The 22146-nt window shown below is 27.2% G+C and carries 18 protein-coding genes and 1 other annotated feature; of the genes, 16 read left to right on the top strand and 2 right to left on the bottom strand.

The window, feature by feature from the left end:
• The first annotated feature begins 99 nt into the window (after window positions 1–99).
• The 3 genes from TY07_RS14460 to TY07_RS14450 all read left to right on the top strand — a co-directional run bounded on the left by TY07_RS14460 (window position 100) and on the right by TY07_RS14450 (window position 3063).
• A complete protein-coding gene (locus tag TY07_RS14460; protein ID WP_042401600.1) occupies window positions 100–1341 on the top strand; it encodes a M16 family metallopeptidase in 1242 nt (413 codons plus the stop codon).
• A 13-nt stretch (window positions 1342–1354) separates the two neighbouring features.
• The gene (gene recX, locus TY07_RS14455; RefSeq protein ID WP_042401597.1) at window positions 1355–1993 is read left to right on the top strand and encodes a recombination regulator RecX; all 639 of its coding nucleotides are present in this window, start codon (window positions 1355–1357) and stop codon (window positions 1991–1993) included.
• Between the two features lie 77 nt (window positions 1994–2070).
• Entirely contained in the window at window positions 2071–3063 is a 993-nt protein-coding gene (locus TY07_RS14450; protein ID WP_198134009.1) for a transglutaminase-like domain-containing protein, read from the top strand.
• Between the two features lie 9 nt (window positions 3064–3072).
• On the opposite strand, the gene TY07_RS14445 is transcribed toward TY07_RS14450, so the two are convergent.
• Window positions 3073–3429, bottom strand: a complete 357-nt coding sequence (locus TY07_RS14445) for a tetratricopeptide repeat protein (protein ID WP_042401591.1) — start codon at window positions 3427–3429, stop codon at window positions 3073–3075.
• 219 nt (window positions 3430–3648) lie between these two features.
• On the opposite strand from TY07_RS14445, the gene TY07_RS14440 reads away from it, so the two are divergent.
• From TY07_RS14440 to hypE, 6 genes are all read left to right on the top strand, one after another.
• Window positions 3649–7938: a 2-hydroxyacyl-CoA dehydratase gene (locus TY07_RS14440; RefSeq protein ID WP_042401588.1), complete on the top strand. Its 4290-nt coding sequence runs from the start codon at window positions 3649–3651 to the stop codon at window positions 7936–7938.
• A 219-nt stretch (window positions 7939–8157) separates the two neighbouring features.
• Entirely contained in the window at window positions 8158–9108 is a 951-nt protein-coding gene (locus TY07_RS14435) for a carbohydrate kinase family protein (protein ID WP_042401585.1), read from the top strand.
• 199 nt (window positions 9109–9307) lie between these two features.
• Window positions 9308–11587, top strand: coding sequence for a carbamoyltransferase HypF (hypF, locus tag TY07_RS14430; protein ID WP_042401582.1), 2280 nt, complete (start codon window positions 9308–9310; stop codon window positions 11585–11587).
• Between the two features lie 86 nt (window positions 11588–11673).
• Window positions 11674–11922 carry a HypC/HybG/HupF family hydrogenase formation chaperone gene (locus tag TY07_RS14425; RefSeq protein WP_042401579.1) on the top strand — a complete coding sequence of 83 codons (249 nt, stop codon included), beginning with the start codon at window positions 11674–11676 and terminating at the stop codon, window positions 11920–11922.
• Entirely contained in the window at window positions 11906–12985 is a 1080-nt protein-coding gene (hypD, locus tag TY07_RS14420) for a hydrogenase formation protein HypD (RefSeq protein WP_042401577.1), read from the top strand. The genes TY07_RS14425 and hypD overlap by 17 nt, the downstream gene beginning before the upstream one ends.
• Before the next feature lie 22 nt (window positions 12986–13007).
• Window positions 13008–14021, top strand: a complete 1014-nt coding sequence (gene hypE / locus TY07_RS14415) for a hydrogenase expression/formation protein HypE (protein ID WP_042401574.1) — start codon at window positions 13008–13010, stop codon at window positions 14019–14021.
• A gap of 97 nt (window positions 14022–14118) precedes the next feature.
• Here hypE and TY07_RS14410 read toward each other — a convergent pair whose 3' ends face one another.
• A complete protein-coding gene (locus tag TY07_RS14410) occupies window positions 14119–14733 on the bottom strand; it encodes a hypothetical protein (RefSeq protein ID WP_042401570.1) in 615 nt (204 codons plus the stop codon).
• Window positions 14734–14945: 212 nt separating this feature from the next.
• On the opposite strand from TY07_RS14410, the gene TY07_RS18765 reads away from it, so the two are divergent.
• The 7 genes from TY07_RS18765 (at window position 14946) to TY07_RS14385 (ending at window position 22069) form a co-directional block, all read left to right on the top strand.
• Window positions 14946–15077, top strand: a complete 132-nt coding sequence (locus TY07_RS18765; RefSeq protein WP_260457803.1) for a CPC_1213 family protein — start codon at window positions 14946–14948, stop codon at window positions 15075–15077.
• A gap of 9 nt (window positions 15078–15086) precedes the next feature.
• The gene (locus tag TY07_RS14405) at window positions 15087–15356 is read left to right on the top strand and encodes a hypothetical protein (RefSeq protein WP_242833268.1); all 270 of its coding nucleotides are present in this window, start codon (window positions 15087–15089) and stop codon (window positions 15354–15356) included.
• 20 nt (window positions 15357–15376) lie between these two features.
• Window positions 15377–15547 (top strand): hypothetical protein, encoded by a 171-nt coding sequence (locus TY07_RS18405; protein ID WP_172676173.1) that lies wholly within the window; start codon window positions 15377–15379, stop codon window positions 15545–15547.
• A gap of 184 nt (window positions 15548–15731) precedes the next feature.
• Entirely contained in the window at window positions 15732–16031 is a 300-nt protein-coding gene (locus TY07_RS14400; RefSeq protein ID WP_042401567.1) for an ATP-dependent Clp protease adaptor ClpS, read from the top strand.
• A gap of 3 nt (window positions 16032–16034) precedes the next feature.
• Window positions 16035–18275, top strand: coding sequence for an ATP-dependent Clp protease ATP-binding subunit ClpA (clpA, locus tag TY07_RS14395; protein WP_042401564.1), 2241 nt, complete (start codon window positions 16035–16037; stop codon window positions 18273–18275).
• Between the two features lie 101 nt (window positions 18276–18376).
• Window positions 18377–18811 (top strand): hypothetical protein, encoded by a 435-nt coding sequence (locus tag TY07_RS14390; protein ID WP_042401560.1) that lies wholly within the window; start codon window positions 18377–18379, stop codon window positions 18809–18811.
• A gap of 127 nt (window positions 18812–18938) precedes the next feature.
• Window positions 18939–19169, top strand: a binding site (T-box leader).
• A 257-nt stretch (window positions 19170–19426) separates the two neighbouring features.
• Entirely contained in the window at window positions 19427–22069 is a 2643-nt protein-coding gene (locus TY07_RS14385) for a valine--tRNA ligase (RefSeq protein ID WP_042401556.1), read from the top strand.
• Window positions 22070–22146: the final 77 nt, after the last annotated feature.

Genomic DNA, 22146 nt, shown 5'->3' with positions numbered 1-22146 from the left:
TATAAAATATTGAATTTCACTTAATTGTTGATATTAAGTAGCAAACATATTATATTATAATTCTAGGAAAAAAGTATTTTAGATGGGGGAAGGTAGAAGATGATTAAATTAAATTTTGATGTAAAAAAGCATATTCTTAAAAATGGATTAGAAGTCATTACTATAAAAAAGAATACCCAAATCTCATCAATTAACATAGGAATTAAAGTTGGTGCCTTAAATGAAACTCTTGAGGAAAAAGGGATTTCACATTTTATAGAACATATGATTTTTAAAGGAACTGAGAATAGAACATTTCAAAGGTTAAATGATGAATTAGAGTCTTTAGGTGGAGAATATAATGCTTATACGGATTATTCTCAAACAGTATATTCAATTAGTTGTTTAGAGGAAGAGTTTATAAATGGTATTGAATTATTAAGTGATATGCTTATTAATTCAAAACTTCCAGAAGAAGAGGTAGATAAAGAAAGAGGAGTAATTTTAGCAGAAATAAGATCAAGTAAAGATAGTGTTGAAGATTTTAGTTTTAAAAGGATTAATGAAGTTGCATTTGAACATAGCGCTTTAAAGTATGATGTTGCTGGGTTAGATGAAAATGTAAAAAACTTTACTAGGGATCAGCTTTATAGTTATTATAAAAAGTATTATGTGCCAAACAATTCATTAATAACAATGGTATCATCACGAGAGCATGATGATGCAATAAAGGAAATAGAAAAATATTTTGGAAAGTGGCAACCTAAAGAGGTAAAAAGTTTAGATGTTAAAGATGAAAAGAATAAGGATATTAAGGTAGTAACAACTAAAGAAAATATTGAATTAAGTACAATAATTTATTTATTTACTTTTTATGATTTAGATAAAAAAAGTGAACTTCCATTACGAATTTTAAATCACAGATTAGGTGAAAGTGCCAACTCTTTACTATTTAGGGAAGTAAGAGAAAACAGAGGTTTAGCATATGATATATATTCACATTTAGACATTACTAAAAATGTAAAAACATTATATGTTTATACTGCAGTTGATGAAGAGGATATAAATGATGCTTCAAAAGCTATAGAAGAAATATTTAAGGATATTAAGTCTAAAAAAATTGTAATTGGTAATAATGATTTAAATATAATGAAAAAGGTTCATAAGACAGCTGTGATTTCAACATTAGAGGATTCAGTTGAATTATGTAGTTATATTTTGAGTCAAAGCTTAGAAGGTGAAGATATATTTGAATTTTTAAAAGATATGGAAAGTCTAAATAGTATTACAGCAGATGAGATATATGAAGTTGCAAATAAAGTTTTAAATAATCCTACAATTCATATACTAAAATCATCATAAGGTGGTAATAATTATGAATATAATAACAAAAATTGAAGTAGGAAAAAGAAATAAGGAACGAGTAAACATATATATTGATGAAGAGTATGCTTTTTCAATTAGTGCTGAATTGATATATAAAGAAAATATAAAGGTTAAAGATAAAATTGATGTTGATTCTTTAAAAAAGTTAGCGGATGAAGATAACTATATAAAATGTAAAAATACAGCGCTTAAAACAATTGAACGAACTTATAAGAGTGAAAAGGAATTAGCACAAAAATTAGCATTAAAAGGTTATGATGACCATATAATTAATCGTACAATAAATTTTATGAAAGAATATAATTTATTAAATGATAATAATTATGCAACTATGTATGTTAAAGATAAATCGAGAAACATAGGTAAAAAGAAAATTAAGTACTCTTTACTTCAAAAAGGAATTGATGAAGAGATTATTGAAAGTGAATTAGAAAAAATAAATAATGATGAGGTTAAAGCTATTGTTTATGAAATGGCTTTAAAAAAATACAAAGTATTTAGTAAAAGAGAAAATGATAATTATAAACTAACGCAAAAATTATATAGATTTTTAATGGGGAAGGGGTATGATTATGATTTAATTAAAGATGTTGTGAAATCTATAGTTAAATCAGAAGATTTCGAATAAAAGGAGCAATCTTAATGAATGAAATACTCTCTTATGCTATATGTTTTTTTATTATAATTTTAGGAGTTACAGAAAGTGTGAAAAGGTCATTGAATGGAAGAAATGTAACTTTTGCGCTAGAGAGGGTCCTTTATTATATTTCTATATTTATTACGATTTTAATAATTGCTTTAAAGATTGATGTTATTATTAAAGGTATTACTAAAATATCAATTTCATATCTTAAATTAGATGGTATTTATGGTGATGTTTGTAAAATAGCATTATTAGTAGGATTATTCTTTTTACTTCAAGTATCATTTTATGTGATATCTAAGAAAATTATTATACCAATGTTTAAGGGATTAAATAAGGCAAATAGTATTTTGATTGTTATATTATCATCAATATTTGGAATAGTAAAAGGAATAATGTCAATACTTATATTTTTTGTAGCATTAATTATGTATAATAATACTATAGGAATTTATAATAGAATTGATTTATTTAGTAATAATAAAGTTTATGAGAAGTTATCTTCTGAAATAGCCCAAAATAATAGTGATCTTACAGATGAAATTGTAGAAAACTTTCTACCAACAAGCAATATAATTATTTATTATAATGGTGTTACATTAGAAGAAGGAATTAAATCTACAAATGAAATTGATGAGATGGCAAAAGAATTAACAAAAGGTGTAACAAGTGATATTGATAAAGCTAGAATTTTGTATTCTTGGATTGGAAGTAATATAGAGTATGATTATGATAGAGCAGAAAAAGCATTAAATAATGAAAAAGTTGAAAATAGCGGAGCTATTTCAGCATTTGAAAATAGAAGTGGTATTTGTTTTGACTACTCTTGTCTTTATGTTGCAATGGCTAGAGCAGTAGATTTAAAGGTTAGATTATTAACGGGAACAGCATATGATGGGAAGCAATATGGACCACATGCATGGAATGAAGTTTATATTAGTGATATAGAAAGTTGGATACCGGTAGATACTACTTTTTATTTAGCAGGAGATTATTTTAATAATTATGATTTTTATGAAGATCATATAACTGATAGTATTGCAGGAGAATGGTAAAAGCGCTTATTAAAGCGCTTTTTTATTTTTAGAAATTAATAGGTTTATAGCTTTTTCGCAGTCTTTATCTGAAGCATCTAAAGCCCAAGCTCTATTAAAATAAATTAATGCTTTATTTACATTTTCGAGCATTGCATAGCAATAAGCTAAATTAAAATAATATTTACTTTCTTTTTGTATACTTAAAGCTTTCTTAAGCATTTCAATTGCGCTATTAAAATCCTTAAGTTTAATATAACATACACCTGCGTTATAATAAGCGCAACTTTCATTTTCACCAACTTCAATAGATTCTATGTAATTTTCGATTGCTTTAGAGTAATCTTTATTATTATAATATTTATTTCCTTCATTAAAGTAACTCATATTAACCTCCTAAGTATTTACTCAGATATTCTAATTATTGTCTTTACCACATAATATTATTCATTAAATATATATTTTAGAAGATAATATATTATTAAATAATATAGAACAAACATTGAATAATAAACAAAATTTGGTAAAAATAGTTATTTGATATGAAAAAATAAAATTTATGTGATATAATTAGTGCGATATATTAATTGGAAAGAGTGGTAAAATATGAGAAGTTATAAATTGGGAATTGATGTAGGATCTACTACAATAAAAGTTGTGGTATTAGATAATTATAATAAAGTAATTTATAGTGATTATAGGAGACATTTTTCCGATATAAAAACTACTTTAGATAATTCATTAAAGGAATGTTTTAAAAGTATAGGTAATGTTAATTTAAAAGTTACAGTTACAGGCTCTGGTGGAATAGGGGTATCACAGTGGTTAAAGTGCAAATTTGAGCAAGAAGTTATATCTTGTACTAGAGCAGTAGAGGAATTTATAAGTAAAACAGATGTTGTTATTGAACTTGGAGGAGAAGACGCTAAAATAACGTATTTAAAAGGTGGAATAGACCAAAGGATGAATGGAACATGTGCTGGTGGAACAGGAGCATTTATTGATCAAATGGCTATTTTATTAAATACTGACGCAAAAGGGTTGAATATATTAGCTAAAGAGGCAACTAACATTTATCCAATTGCTTCAAGATGTGGAGTTTTTGCGAAAACTGATATACAACCATTAATTAATGAAGGAGCAAAGAAAAGTGATATTGCAGCATCAATATTTCAAGCTGTTGTAGATCAAACAATAAGTGGACTAGCATGTGGGAAACCTATTAGGGGGAATGTTGCATTTCTTGGTGGTCCTCTTCATTTTCTTGATAGTTTAAGAGATAGATTTATAAAAACTTTAAATTTAAAAGAAGGTGAATACTTTGCACCCAATAATTCTGAAATTTATGTTGCTTTAGGAGCTGCAATTTTAGCTGAAAACAGTGAGATAATTAATTCTAATGAGCTAATTAGAAGACTAAATGAAATTAATGCTAAAACAATAGTGAATGAATCATTAGAACCATTATTTATTGATGAAGAAGATTATAATAAATTTAAGGAAAGACATAGTTTAAGCACTGTTCCTAAAGGAAATTTATCTGAATACAAGGGGAAAGTATTTATAGGAATAGATGCAGGTTCTACTACAACTAAAGCGGTTGTATTAGGAGAAAAAGGAGAGTTATTATATTCTAGCTATAATAATAATGAAGGAAGTCCTTTAAATAAAACTATAGATATTTTAAAAGAAATTTATATATTATTAAATAAAGATGTAAAGATAGCAAAAGCTACAGTTACAGGTTATGGAGAAGGATTAATAAAGGCAGCTCTTGGTGTTGATATTGGTGAGATAGAAACAATTTGTCATTTTAGAGGTGCAAAAGAATTTATGCCTAATGTGGATTTTATATTAGATATAGGCGGACAAGATATGAAAGCCTTAATGATTAAAGATGGAGTTATTAATAACATTTTATTAAATGAAGCGTGTTCATCAGGATGTGGTTCATTTATTGAAGGATTTAGTAAATCTTTGGGAATTTCAATTGATGAATTTGCTAAATTGTCTATTAAATCAAAACATCCAGTTGATTTAGGTTCAAGATGTACTGTATTCATGAATTCAAAGGTAAAGCAAGTACAAAAAGAAGGTGCAAGCATTGCAGATATTTCTGCAGGTCTTTCTTATTCAGTAATTAAAAATGCCTTATATAAGGTAATTAAGATTAGAAATTTTGATGAATTAGGCAAAAATATTATAGTACAAGGTGGTACTTTTTATAATGATGGAATATTAAGAAGCTTTGAAAAAGTTACAGGCATTGATGTTGTAAGACCTGAAATAGCGGGATTAATGGGAGCGTATGGAGCAGCATTAATAGCTAAGGAAAATTACACAGAAGGAGAGACATCATCATTAATAACAAGAGATAAAATCAATGATTTTACAATGGAAACAAGTTGTGAGAGATGTGGAAGATGTGGAAATAACTGCTTATTAACAATTAATAAATTCAGTGAAAGTGAAAATTATATTACAGGAAATAGGTGTGAAAGACCTCTTGGTAATATTGAGAAAAAAGCAAATGTACCTAATTTATATAAATACAAGTTAAAAAGAATATTTTCTTATAAACCTTTAAGTAAAGAAGAGGCAATAAGGGGAGAAATTGGTATACCTCGTGTTTTAAATATTTATGAAAATTATCCATTTTGGTTTACTTTCTTAACAAAATTAAAATTTAGGGTTGTATTATCTCCAATTTCTAATAAGGATATATTTAAATTAGGAATAGAAACTATACCATCAGAATCAGCTTGCTATCCAGCTAAAATAAGTCATGGTCATATTATGTATTTAATTAACAAAGGAATTAAAACTATTTTTTATCCATGTATTCCTTATGAATATAAAGAAGATAGTGGGGCTAATAATCATTATAATTGTCCTATGGTTACATCATATCCAGATGTTATTAAAAATAATATAGATGAATTAAAAGATAAAGGAATAAAATATCTTTCGCCATTTTTGTCATTGCACAATAAAGAGAAGCTTTATAAAAGACTTTATGAAATTTTTGAAGAGTTTAATGTTACTAAAAAAGAAATAAGAAATGCAGTGGATGCAGCTTTTAACGAAAGAGAAAGTGTAGTTAATGATATAAGAAAAAAAGGTGAAGAAACATTAAAGTATATTGAAGATAATAATATGAAAGGTATAGTTTTAAGTGGTAGACCTTATCATATTGACCCTGAAATCAATCATGGACTAACAGATATTATAACATCATTTAATATGGCAGTTTTTACTGAAGATAGTGTTGCTCATTTAGGAAATTTAAATAGACCAATAAGAGTTGTGGACCAATGGATGTATCATACTAGATTATATAGAGCTGCTGCCTTTGTAAAGGAAAGAAAAGATTTAGAATTAATACAGTTAACATCATTTGGTTGTGGCTTAGATGCTGTTACAAGCGATCAGGTATCTGAAATATTAGCTAGTAGAGGAAAGATATACACTTTAATAAAAATAGATGAAGGAAGTAATTTAGGTGCAGTTAAGATAAGGATAAGATCGTTAAAGGCAGCAATGGAAGAAAGGGAAAGAAATAATGTTGTATTAAAAAGTGTAGATAACAGCTATCAAAACAATGTGTTTACAAAGGAAATGAAAAAAGATTGGACAATACTTGCACCTCAAATGTCGCCTATGCATTTTCAATTTATAGAAAAAGCGGCAAAGGCTAGTGGATATAATATTGAGGTATTACCTGCTAATGATAAAGAGGCAATTGAAGAAGGGGTTAAATATGTTAATAATGATGCTTGTTATCCGTCAATATTAGTTATTGGACAAATGATTCATGCATTAAAAAGTGGTAAATATGATCCAGAAAAAACTGCATTAATTATTACACAAACTGGTGGTGGTTGTAGAGCAACTAATTATGTTGGATTTTTGAAGAAAGGTTTAAGGGAAGCGGGATTTCCTAATGTTCCAATTATTTCATTAAATACATTAGGTATGGAAAAGCAACCAGGATTTACGATTTCATATGAATTAATAAAGAAGCTTATGATGGGTATAATTTATGGTGATTTATTTATGAGAGTGCTTTATAGAGTAAGACCTTATGAAGTTGTTGAGGGATCTGCAAATAAGTTATATGAATACTATCGAGAAAAAGCATTTGAAAATCTAATAAATGGTAGTAAAAGTGAAATGAATAAAATAGTTAAAGAAATAGTTAAAGCTTTTGATACACTTGAAATTAATAATGAAGTTAAGCCGAAGGTAGGCATAGTAGGTGAAATATTAGTTAAATATCATCCAACTGCCAATAACAATATAGTAGATGTTTTGGAGAATGAAGGTGCAGAAGTAGTAGTTCCTGAATTATTAGATTTCTTTTTATATTGTTGTTATAACTCAAAATTTAAAAATAGATACTTATCAGGAAGCAAAATAACAAAAACTGTTTGTGATATTGCAATTTCCTATATTGAAGCATATAGGAAATTTGTAATTAAAGAATTGCAGAATAGTGAAAGATTTGGATATCCAACTACTATTAGTCATTTAGCAGAAAAGGCAGCAAATGTTGTATCTTTAGGTAACCAAACAGGTGAAGGGTGGTTATTGACAGGCGAGATGGTTGAGTTAATTGAAAATAATGTGAATAACATTGTTTGTATTCAACCATTTGCATGTTTACCTAATCATGTAACAGGAAAAGGAATGATTAAAGCATTAAAAGCTAAATACCCGTTGGCAAATATTATTGCTGTTGATTATGATCCAGGAGCCTCTGAAGTTAATCAATTAAATAGAATAAAGCTTATGATGTCGGTAGCATTTAAGAACTTAAAGCTACCACAAGAAAACTATGATTATAAAAAAGAAGTTAAAATAGATATTAATACTTTAAGAACTAATAATATATAAAGTTAGTTATATATTGTATATGATGGAACTTTATATGATTTAGTTATTAAAAGCTATTATCAGTGTATTTATAGAACAAAATAAGCAAGAGTTAACTTGAAAATAAAGAAGACTTTAAAAAAATTCGACATTTTTTTTAAATCCTCTTTATTTTTTTTCATCTCTTTACTATAATGTATTTATATTTTAATACGTTAAATTAGTGGCAGGAGAGATAGTATGAATGATAAAAATCCTTATATTTTAGTTTTAGGAGCCTCAATTGTTGATATTTTTGGGTTTTGTGGAAGAAGTTATGCTCAAAGAGATTCGATACCGGGGCATATAAAAATATCTTTTGGAGGAGTATGTAGAAATATTGCAGAAAATCTAGCAAGAGTAGGAGTGGAAACAAAGTTTATTTCAACTTTAGGTGATGATGAAAATGGAAAAAGCATTTTTGAACATTCTAAAAAATTAGGATATAGTATGGAGCACTCTTTATTCTTAAAGAATGAAAGTACTCCAACATATATGGCAATTTTAAATCACCAAGGTGAAATGGAATCAGCTGTAGTAGATATGGAAAGCTTAAATAAAATGGATGAAAGTTTTATTGATGAAAAAGATAGTATTTTTAGAAATGCACAATATACTATAGTTGATTCAGATAATCCAGTTTTATTAGAGTATATTTTAAAGAAATATGAAGGAGTAAGTAACTTTATATTAGATCCAGTATCAGCAAAGAAAGCTAGAAAAATTCGTCATTTAATAAAATACTTCCATACAATAAAACCAAATAGATTTGAAACAGAAGCTTTATGTGGTTTTAAGATTGAAAGTAATGAAGACTTAAGAAAAGCTGGTAGATTTTTTATTGAACAAGGAGTAAAAAATGTATTCATTAGTTTAGATGCAGATGGAATATATTATATTACTAGTGAGGGTGAAGAAGGAACTCTTGCATGTTCTGATAAGATAGATGTTAAAAATGTTACAGGAGCAGGTGATTCATTTGTTGCCGGAATTGGATATGGCTACATGAATAATTTAAATATTAAGGATACCCTTAAGTATTCTGTTGCAATGTCTATAATTACAATAACTCATGAAGAAACTATTAATCCTGACATGTGTCATGCTTTAGTTGAGGATTTTGTTAAAAATACTAATTGGAATGAAAATTAATACTTTTAGATAAGACTCTTTATAGAGTCTTATTTTTTTGCAATTAATTGCTTTGAAATTGAAAAAATGGTAATTGTAGGATATAATTTAAATAGGATTCTAATGTTAATTAATAGTATAAAATTATAATTTTTTTAGTAGAGCTAAAAGTTATATAAATAAGTTAAGTAGTTTCAAATAAACAAATAGAGGGGTACAGATGAGTAAAAAAAGAAAGGTTATTGATGTTTATGGAATTGTACAAGGAGTTGGGTTTAGACCTTTTGTTTATAACTTAGCAATAAAAAACAGTTTAACCGGATACGTTAATAATAATAGTAATGGAGTTATTATAGATATTCAGGGGGAAGAAGATAACTTAAAGGCATTTATTGTTGAATTAAGCAAAAATCCACCATTATTATCTAAAATAAAGAAAGTGAAGATTACTGAGAAAAAAGTAAATCAAAAATATACAGACTTTTATATAAAATTAACTGAAAAAAATATTAGTCCTACTACATATATTTCACCAGATTACTCAATATGTGATAAATGTAAAACTGAAATTTTTGATAAAAATAATAAAAGATATAGATATCCTTTTACAAATTGTACATGCTGTGGGCCAAGATTTTCAATAATCAAAGATTTACCATATGATAGAGATTTAACAACAATGAATGAATTTGAAATGTGTGAAAGTTGTAAAGCCGAATATAATAATCCAGAGAATAGGAGGTTTCATGCCCAACCAAATGCATGTCCAGAATGTGGTCCTATAGTATTTTTAAGTAAAAGTAATGGAGAGTTAATAAAGTATGAGGATCCTTTAACAGAAACTATTAAGTTGATTAAAGAAGGCAATATAATAGCAGTTAAAGGATTAGGAGGATTTAATTTATCTTGTGATGCTAAAAATGAAGAGACAATAAGATTATTAAGAAAAAGAAAAAAGAGACCCCAAAAGCCTTTTGCCGTAATGATGAGAGATTTAGAAGTTGTTAAAAAATACTGTAATTTAAGTAAAGAAGAAGAAGCAGTATTATTAAGTAATAAAAGACCTATTGTACTATTAGAAAAGAATAAAAATTATGGCCTTCCTAATAATTTAGCACCCAATAATAAAAGAGTTGGAGTAATGCTTCCATATACGCCCTTACATTACTTATTATTTGATGAAAATACAGAAATATTAGTTATGACAAGTGGAAATATCAGTGGAGAGCCAATAATTTATAAAAATAATCAAGCATTAGAAAAATTAAATAATATAGCGGATTATTATTTGTTAAATAATAGAGAGATTTATATGAGTATTGATGATTCTGTTACTAGAGTTATTAAGAGTAGAGAAAGAGTTATAAGGAGTGCTAGGGGATATTCACCTAAAAGTATATTCATGAATACTAAAAGTGAAATTTTAGCATTAGGGTCAGAATTGAAAAATACTATAAGTGTCAGTAATAAAAATGATGTATTTATGAGTGAGTATATAGGTGATTTGAAAAATATAGAAACTACTAATAAGTTTGAAAGAGTAATTTCTCATTATTTAAAAATATATAGTATAAAACCTAAAATAATTGTTTATGATATGCATCCAAGCTTTGTTTATAGGGATATAAATTTGAAGGATATTTTAAATATAAATGAAGATGTTAAGATTATGGAAACACAACATCATCATAGTCATGTTGTAAGCTGTATGGTAGAAAATGATATAAATGAACAAGTAATAGGTATTGCATATGATGGAACTGGATATGGAGATGATAAAAAAATATGGGGTGGAGAATTTTTACTATGTAATAGAAAAGAATATGTAAGAATTGGACATTTACAGTATTTTAATTTACCAGGTGGAGAAAGTGCTATTAAGAATCCATGGAAAATTGCGTTATCTTTACTATATAAGGTATATAATGATGACTTTATTAACTATATACCAAATAATCTTAAGAATAAAAGTGTTAGTGTAATTAAGAATATTATTGATAAAAAAATAAACTCACCTGAAACATCAAGTATAGGTAGATTATTTGATGGAATTTCTGCACTAATTGGATTAATTGAAGAGATTTCTTTTGAAGGCGAAGCAGCTATAATATTAGAAAATATAAGTAATGAAGAAATAATAAATAACTATAAATATAATATAGATAAAATAGAAGATAGATATATTATAAAATTTAATGAAATAATTATAGGAATAGTTAATGATATTAGAAATAAAGTTACTAAAGATATTATTAGTGCAAAATTTCATAATACTGTAGTTGAATTTACAATAGATATGGCAAAAAGGATGAGAGAAAAAACTAAGGTTAACAAAGTTATACTTACTGGAGGAGTATTTCAAAATGAAATATTACTTGATAGAACTATTGTTAAATTAATTGAAAATAATTTTGAGGTAATAACTCATACAATTATTCCTTGCAATGATAGTGGTATTAGTTTGGGACAATTGGCAATAGCAAATGAAAAAATAAATTAAATATAAATGAGTTTAAAGAGTGTAAGGAAATTTAATTCAGCAAATTAAAGTTTTCATATATAGCTTATTTGAAAGGAGAAAAATATATGTGTATAGCAGTTCCGGCGAGAATAGAATCTATTATCGATAATGAAGCAACTGTAAGTTATGGTGGGATAAAGATGAAGGTGAACATTATGTTTATAAATGAGCCTAAAGAAGGTGATTATGTATTAGTTCATGCAGGATGTGCAATTCAAAAGATAGATGAAGATTACGCTAATGAAACTCTAGAAATATTTAGTGAACTTAGTGAGGCAATTAAGGAGTGTGAAAGAAGTGGACACACTGAATAAACTAAAAGATATTAACCTTACAAATAGATTTTTAGATAAGATAAAGAGCGAAGTAGTATCAGAAATTTCTATTATGGAGGTATGTGGAACTCATACAAATGTAATTTTAAAAAATGGTATAAAGGATTTATTGCCTGAGAAAATAAAGCTTATAAATGGTCCAGGCTGCCCTGTATGTGTAACGCCACAAGGATATATTGATACAGCAATAAAACTATCAAAAAAAGAAAATATGATAATTACTACTTTTGGTGACTTGATGAGGGTTCCAGGAAAGGAAAGTACATTAAGTAAGGAAAAAGCATTAGGAAGTGATATTAGAGTTGTTTATTCACCATTAGATAGTATTAAAATAGCTAGGGAGAATCCAAGTAAAGAGGTTATATTTTTAGGTATAGGATTTGAAACAACTGCTCCAATCATTGCAATGAGTATAAAAATAGCCTGTGATGAAAATATCAATAATTTCTCGGTTTTTAATAGTTTAAAGACAATGCCAGAAGCAATGAAGAGTTTAGTATTAAATCCTAATATAAAGATTGATGCATTTTTATGTCCTGGACATGTTGCAACGATAATTGGTGAAAATCAATTTAAGAAATTAGCGGTGGAATATAATATTCCAATGGTTATAGCTGGGTTTGAGGTAAATGATATTTTAGCATCTATATATACAATAATAGAAATGAATAAGAATAATAAAAATTATTTAGTTAATTTATATAGTAGACTTGTAAAAAAAGATGGAAATATAAATGCAGTTAATATAATACATGAAGTTTTTGAAAAAAGCGAAAGTATATGGAGAGGTATAGGAAAATTAGATAATGCAGGATTAATTATTAAAAATAAATATAGTCGTTTTGATGCATTAAATAAATTTGATATTAAATTTATACAGGAAAGTGATAATAAAGGATGTTCTTGTGGAGAAGTGCTAATGGGTATAAAAGAACCAACGGAATGTAATTTATTTGGGAATATATGTACACCTCTAACACCAATTGGAGCATGTATGGTATCAGAAGAAGGAACTTGTTCTGCTTATTATAAATATAAGTAATTTAGTTGGAGGGAGAAATTTTATGAGTAATGAAATTATAACCTTAAGTCATGGTAGTGGTGGAAAGGCAACTAATAAATTAATTAATAATTTATTTTATAAATATTTTAATAATGAAATTTTAAATCAACAAAATGATTCATCAGTTTTGCCGTTAATAAATGGAAGAATTGCAATATCTACAGATTCATTTGTTATAAATCCAATATTTTTTAATGGTGGAGATATAGGTAAGCTAGCTATTTGTGGAACAGTTAATGATATATCTATGAGTGGAGCAAAGCCATTATATATTACGGTAGGGTTTATAATTGAAGAAGGATTAGAGATTGATGAACTAGAGAAAATAGTAAAATCTATGGCTGATACAGCTAAAAAAGCAAATGTAAAAATTGTAACTGGTGATACAAAGGTTGTAGAACGAGGAAGTTGCGATAAAATATATATTAATACAACTGGTATTGGAATAATAGAAGATGAAAAATATTATTATAGTGGAGATATGGTCCAAGCTGGTGATTGTATATTATTAAGTGGTACTATTGGTGATCACGGAATGTGTATTATGAACAATAGAGAAAATTTGGGGTTTGATGTAGATATTAAAAGTGATTGTTGTTTATTAAATTTTCTAATAGACGATATTTTATCAGTAAGTAAAAATGTTAGGGTATTAAGAGACCCTACAAGAGGTGGAGTAGCTACAACACTAAATGAAATAATCGAGCATAGCAATATTAGTATAGAGATTGAAGAAAGAAGTATTCCAGTAAAAAAAGAGGTTTCTGCAATGTGTGATATTTTAGGATTAGATCCTCTTTATGTAGCCAATGAAGGAAAGTTAATTGTAATTGTTGATAAGGATGATGCTTTAAAGGTACTAGAAATAATGCGAAAAAATGAAGTAGGTCAGGATGCAGTAATTTTAGGAAAAGCTATAGATGATGGTAAAAATAAATTATATCTTAAAACTAAAATTGGTGGTAAAAGAATTATAAGTATGCCGGATGGTGAATTATTAGTTAGAATTTGTTAATAAAATTAAAATGACAAATAGCAAATTATTTTTTTATAAGGTAATTTATATTAAATTTGCTATTTGTCATTTTTTTATTTAAAGTGCAATTATAATCTTAACATAAAATTGATTTAATGCATTTAATAGCTTTGCAGTTATCAGAAGTTTCTATATATAATGAATTATCTTCACCAAAAAATGAAGAAAATACATCTAGGTTTTCAGAAACTGCGCAATAAATTTTAGCAAAAGTTCCTGATTTAACATTTGGTAGTGTAACTCTTATAGTTTTACTTTCAATATAATTTATACACCATTTGTCTAATATACACTCAACAGTTCTTACATCTTTTGAATTTTGTCTTTTATTATTTCCAACAACAAAATTAAATAAACTACAACTATCATTTAAATTTAAATATGAATAGCCATTTAATGATATTTTTTTGCATGCTATTTCTGATAATAAATCACAGATAGTATCTGAATTTGCTATAATTGAAAGTTGAGTTCTTTCTTCTATAGAAACATCACAACAGGAAAAATTATCTTGGTTACTACTTGAAAAATCATTTGAAAAATCACTTGCACTACTATTTGAAAAATCACTTGTACTACTATTTGAAAAGTCACTTACGTTGCTATTAGAGAAATTACTTACATCACTATTAGAGAAATCACTTTGACTTTCATTTGAGTAGTCACATGAACTAAAATAATAATCTGACATTATATCATCTCCATATAATCTTTTGTTTTAATTGGTCATAATACATAATATGAATAATATAATAAAATGTTCAAGGTATTAATATAAAATTAAAAAGGTATGTTTTTATAAAAATTTTTATTTATATAAAGTTAAAAGTAAGTACAAATGGAAAACATCTTATAGGATATTAGTATTTTTAAGGGAAAAGATAATATTGAGGTGAGATTATTATGACAAATAAAATGAAAAAAACTAAACATCAACACAAAAATGTAAATCATAATCCACAAGTGGAAAGTGTAAAAGCATGTTTTGGGGAACCAAAAGCTAAAACTTATGACCCTACTGATTTTAAGATATAACAAAAGGTAGTGATTATATTGGAGAAATATGATTATGTATTTAGATGGCTAAAAAAAGCAACAAAGCCAGAAAGGCATATTGAAGAAATGGAGACATTTGCAAAAAAACATCCAATAATATTTATGAAGTTTCATAAAGAATCTAGTTCAATAGTAAAATATGATGAAAATGATTCTAAATATATCAAATCTAAAGAAGAGTTAATAAAGTTATTCAACCAAAATGAAGAAGAATTCAAACCGGTTTTGGAAGCAGTTAAAAGTAAATTTAATTATTAATTATTTAAGAGGTAAGATTTATGGATAATAATAAAAATAGGATGAAAGACAGACCTAAGTCTAAAAATGAATTAAGAAAAATTGATCCAACTGGAAATTCAGAAGTTGGTATAGAAAATGGCGAAAGAATAGGAGCTCATGCTCATAATAAAAAAAGCTATAAAACTTATGAGTGGATGCAAGATAAATAATAATAAAGAGTTATAATAAAATTAAAGGTTAGATTTGTGTCTAGCCTTTAATTTTGTTATAAAAGAAAATAAAAATTATTATTGCTATAATATTAAAGTAATGGTGTAATATTGATATTAAATAATATCATTTATATAATTAGTATTAAAGAAATTAAAAGAATAAGTATAGGAGAAATAAGTAATGGAGAACGGTGTTGCAACAATAAATAAAGAAAAACTAAAAGTAAAAAAGCCAAGTCTTTATAAAGTTATTATGCATAATGATGATTTTACAACCATGGAGTTTGTAGTAGAAGTGCTAAAAACTGTATTTAATAAAGATATAAATACATCAAATAAAATAATGATGGATGTTCATAAAATCGGAAGAGGAATTGTAGGAGTATATCCTTATGACATAGCAGCAACAAAAGTTGCTATTGCATTGGGGATGGCTAAGGAAGAAGGTTTTCCTTTTAATATTACAATTGAGGAGGAATAAAAGGTGGAAATTTCAAGAGAAGTTAATGAGATTATTTTAAAGAGTTATGATTTTGCAAAAAGCAATAAGGATGAGTTTATAACAGCTGAACACTTATTATATGGAATTACTTTTGAAGATAGATTTATAAATGCTTTAGAGGAACTAAATTACAATGCAATAGATTTAAGAAAAAAGTTAGATGAATATATTAGTGAATATATTGAAGAAGGAAATACTGATAGCCCAGTAGAAAGCTATAGTTTTCAGCAAGCAATTATAAAAGCTAGTGAACAAGCCATATTTTCAAGTAAAAAAAGTATTACAATGGAGCATTTAATTTCTGCAATATATGATTTAGAAAATAGTTATGCTTCATTTTATTTACAAGAAGAAGGAATAGAAAAAAGAGATTTATTATATAAGCTTTGTCATGAAAATTATAATAATGATGATTATATTAGTGAAGGATTAATTTCAGAAGAAAATGAAGAAATTGATAATGAAATAAATGTAAATAACAAAAAAGATTTAATTAAAACATTAACTGTAAATTTAAATGAGCAAGTTAAAGGTGAAAATTCTGATCCATTAATAGGAAGAGAAGAAATTTTAGAAAGAACAATACAAATATTATGCAGAAGAACTAAGAATAATCCAATTCATGTAGGGGAGCCAGGGGTTGGGAAAACTGCAATAACATTAGGATTAGCAAGACTTATAAATAGTGGTAATGTACCTGAAAAGTTAAAAAATGCTGAAATATTTTCATTAGATATTGGAGCTGCATTAGCAGGGACAAAGTATAGAGGAGATTTTGAAGAAAGAATCAAGAAAGTTTTAAATGAAATAGAATTGCATGAAAATCCAATTGTGTATATAGATGAAATTCATAATATTGTTGGTGCGGGAGCTATAGATGGTGGAGCTTTAGATACTTCAAATCTTTTAAAGCCATATTTAGTAGGAGGAAAGGTTAAATTTATTGGTGCAACAACTTTTGATGAGTATAAAAAGTATTTTGAAAAAGATAAAGCATTAAGTAGAAGATTTCAAACCATTGAAGTAAAAGAAACATCAATAGAAGAAACTATAAAGATAATCAATGGATTAAAGTCAAATTATGAAAGCTATCACAATGTAAAATATACTAATAATGCAATTAAGATAGCTGTTGAATTAAGTAGTAAATATATAAACGATAGATTTTTACCAGATAAGGCTATAGATATTATTGATGAAGCAGGAGCATATGCATCAATGAATAGAAGTGATTTAAATGAAGTCTTAATAGACGAAAAAGTTATTGAAGATGTTATTTCAAGAATATGTCATATACCTAAAAATACTGTTGAAAAAGATGAGGTTTCATCATTAAAGGATTTAGAAAAGAATCTTGAAGGGAATATATTTGGACAAGATAAAGCAATACATGAAGTGGTTAGATGTATTAAAATTTCAAGAGCAGGATTAAATAATGAAAATAAACCAATAAGTTCATTACTATTCGTTGGTCCGACGGGAGTAGGAAAGACCGAAGTAGCAAAGACTTTAGCAAATAGTTTAGGAGTGAAATTAATTAGATTTGATATGAGTGAGTATGCTGAAAAACATGCAGCAGCAAAACTAATAGGTGCGCCTCCAGGTTATGTTGGATACGAAGAAGGTGGATTATTAACAGATACTATAAGGAAAAATCCATATTGTGTTTTATTATTAGACGAAGTAGAAAAGGCTCATCCTGATATATTAAATGTTTTACTTCAAGTTATGGATTATGCAACATTGAGTGATAATCAAGGAAGAAAAGCTGATTTTAGAAATGTTATACTAATAATGACTTCTAATGCTGGAGCTAAAGATATTGGTAAAAGTGTTATTGGATTTGGTGAAAGGGTTATCCAGGGAGAAGCAATTATGGAAGAAGTTAAAAAGTTCTTTACTCCTGAATTTAGGAATAGATTAGATAAAATAGTTGTATTTAATCACTTGAATAAAGAAATGGCATTAAATATTGCTAGAAGAGAATTAAATAAATTTAATGAACAGTTATTAAAGAAAAATGTTAAAATTACCTTTGATGAAGAATGTGTTAAATTTATTGCTAAAAATGGAACTTCTCAAGAATATGGAGCAAGAGAGATTATTAGGATTATTAATCAAGAAATTAAACCAATGCTTGTTGATGAAATTCTTTTTGGAAAGTTAAGTAATGGAGGAGAAATAGCTGTTACTAATGTAGATGGTAAATTTATTTATAGTTAATAGTTTAATATATTAAATAAAAAATACTTTTTAAATACCCTCATATGTTTTAGCTTATATTAATATAATTAATATAGTTAAGGATATATGGGGGTATAAAAATGGATAACGTATTAAATATTGAGAAGTGTAAAATTTGTGGTGGATTAGTTAGAATAGAAAATAATGGATATTCAATTAGTAAACTTTGTACTTGTTGTGGGTATTTTTATACTAAAGAGAAATTTAGTAACGAACATAATTGTAATTGTGTAGAGTGCAATGAAAACAAAAAGAGTGAATTAAGTGTAGTAGAATACCTACATCCATGTGGTGCGTATAAGTTAGTTACATTAAGTGGGGTTGCAAAGTCTGGAACTTTAGGTGAAAACTTAACAGAAGATCAAGTCTTAAAAATGTTTAACTTTAGTGATACTTCTAGACTAGATATGAATAAAACATATATTAATTATAGAGATATAGAAACAAATGAATTTAAAATAATTTTTGGAAATGGTAAGCCTGAAAGTTATGATGAGTTTGTTGGAAAACTTTAAATCAATTTGTTTATAAATTTATATTAGTGGATATAATTTTATATAAAGTGATAAATATTAATAAAAATTTATTAGAGATTTGTTGACAATGGTAAGAAAATATCATAATATAAAAACAAATAAATATTAAAAAACAGTGATAAAGAGGAGTAAGGAATAGGACGTATTAAGAGAGGAAGGTCTAGGCTGTAAGCCTTCTATATGAAATATCCTGAAGGTAGCTTTTGAGTTTCTTTGGTGAAATAGTAGTAATCAAAGACGGCATTCTAGTCGTTATATAAATTAAGAGCCTATAAGAAGTAAAATGTTAATTTACTTAGTAGGAATAAAGGTGGTACCGCGAGTCTTCGTCCTTTTTTAGGATTAAGGCTCTTTTTTTATGTTGCTTTCTGATATTTTCTAAATATACAGAGCAAAGGTACAGAGTTAAAAATAAAATTATGGATATTATAATTAAAGTAATACTATTTCCATGAAATAAGTATGATTTTAATCTTTAAATAAATAGATTTAATGATAATATTTATAAACTAGAAAAATTTTGATTTAAATTTGTAAAGTGGTCTTTATATAAGAACTTTAAATATATAAAAAACTATTCAGGAGGTTTTATTGATGGAAGAAAAGAAGAATTTAGCCACAACGTATAATCCAAAGGATTTCGAAGAAAGAATTTATAAAACATGGGAAGAGAAAAAATATTTCACTCCTGTTGTTGATAAAACTAAGAAGCCATTTTCTATTGTGATGCCACCACCAAATATAACTGGTAGACTTCACTTGGGTCATGCTCTTGATAATACACTTCAAGATATGCTTATAAGATTTAAAAGAATGCAAGGTTACTGTACTTTATGGTTACCTGGACAAGACCATGCTTCTATAGCAACTGAAGTTAAAGTTGAAAATGAATTATTAAAGCAAGGTTTAGTTAAAAAAGAAATGGGAAGAGAAGCATTCCTAGAAAAAGTTTGGGAATGGTCTGATGAATATAGAGGTCATATAAGAGAACAACTTAAAAAAATGGGTGTTTCTGCTGATTTCTCAAGAGAAGCTTTCACAATGGATGAAAACTTAAATAAAGCTGTAAGAACAGTATTCGTTAAATTATACAATGAAGGACTTATATACCAAGGAAATAGAATAACTAACTGGTGTCCAAAATGTACTACAGCATTATCAGATGCAGAAATTGAATATGAAGAAAAAGAAGGTAGCTTCTGGCACATTAACTATCCATTAGCAGATGGTTCTGGATATTTAGAAATAGCTACTACAAGACCAGAAACATTACTTGGTGATACTGCAGTAGCTGTTAATCCAAATGATGATAGATTTAAGCATTTAATTGGTAAAACATTAAAGTTACCTTTAACAGATAGAGAAATTCCTGTTGTAGGTGATGATTATGTTGATATTGAATTTGGTACAGGTGCAGTTAAAATAACTCCAGCACACGATCCTAACGACTTTGAAGTAGGTAAAAGACATAACCTTCCAATAATAAGAGTAATGGATGACCATGGTGTAATAAATGAATTAGGTGGCAAGTATCAAGGATTAGATAGATATGAAGCTAGAAAGCAAATGGTTAAGGATTTAGAAGAACAGGGATTACTTGTTAAAGTTAAACCTCATACTCACAATGTTGGAACACATGATAGATGTGGAACAGTTGTTGAACCAATTGTTTCAAGACAATGGTATGTTAAGATGGAATCTTTAGCAAAACCTGCTATTGATGTTGTTAGAAATGGAAAAACTAAGTTTGTTCCTGAAAGATTTGATAAAATATATTATAACTGGATGGAAAATATCCAAGATTGGTGTATTTCAAGACAATTATGGTGGGGACATAGAATACCTGTATTCTATTGTAATGATTGCAATCATATGATGGTTGAAGTTGATGCGCCATGTAAGTGTTCAAAATGTGGATCTGAAAATATAAGACAAGATGAAGATGTACTTGATACTTGGTTCTCATCAGCATTATGGCCTTTCTCAACTTTAGGTTGGCCAGAAAAAACAGAAGATTTAGATTTCTTCTATCCAACTAATGTTTTAGTTACTGGTTATGATATTATATTCTTCTGGGTTGCTAGAATGATATTCTCAGGAATACATAACATGGAAGAGACTCCATTTGATACAGTATTAATACACGGTATCATAAGAGATGCTGAAGGAAGAAAAATGAGTAAATCTTTAGGTAATGGTGTTGATCCCCTAGAAGTTATTGATGAATATGGTGCAGATGCATTAAGATTCATGCTTGTTACTGGAAACTCTCCAGGTAACGATATAAGATATATTCCAGAAAGAGTTGAAGCAGCAAGAAACTTTGCTAATAAGATGTGGAATGCATCAAGATTTGTTATGATGAATCTTGATAAAGAAGTAATGGATAAATATGCTGATTGCAAAGAATATAGCTTAGCTGATAGATGGATATTATCTCAAATGAATACTTTAGTTAAAGAAGTAACTGAAAACATGGAAAAATATGAGTTAGGAATTGCACTTCAAAAGGTTTATGACTTTATGTGGACTGAATTCTGTGACTGGTATATAGAACTTGTTAAACCAGTATTCTTCAGTGATGATGAAAAAGCTAAAGGAGTAGTTTATAATGTATTATACACTGTATTGACTACAGGATTAAAATTATTACATCCAGTAATGCCATTTATCACAGAAGAAATATACACTACATTAACAGATGGAGAATCTATAACAATTTCATCATGGCCAGAATATGCTGAAGATTTAGCAGATAGTAAAGCTGAAAAGGATATGGAATTTGTTATTGAAGCTATTAAAGGATTAAGAAATGTTAGAGCTGAAATGAATGTACCACCATCAAGAAAAGCAAAAGTAATTTGCTATATTTCTGATGAAGCTAAGGAAGCATTTAATGCTGGAATTCCTTATATGGAAAAGCTAGGTTCAGCTTCTGAAGTTGAATTCATAGATGATAAATCATTAGTTCCAGAAAATGCAGTATCATTAGTAGTTAAAGGTGGAGAATTATTTATGCCACTTTTAGACTTAGTTGATAAGGAAAAGGAACTTGAAAGATTAAATAAAGAAAAGAAAAAATTAGAAGGTGAAGTAACAAGAATAGAAAAGAAGCTTTCTAATGCAGGGTTTGTATCTAAAGCACCTGAGGCAGTAATTGCTGGTGAAAAAGAAAAGCTAGTTAAGTATCAAGAAATGCTTGATGCAGTATTAGTTAGAATAGATACTTTAAAATAGTTATAAATTTAATAATGCAAGTGACAAGTTAATATAATTTGTTGCTTGCTTTTATTTATAAAATGAATCTGTTAAGT

This window comes from Clostridium saudiense (assembly GCF_000577815.1).
In the GTDB taxonomy this organism is placed as follows: domain Bacteria; phylum Bacillota; class Clostridia; order Clostridiales; family Clostridiaceae; genus Clostridium; species Clostridium saudiense.
This window is presented reverse-complemented; position numbering and strand designations above follow the sequence as displayed.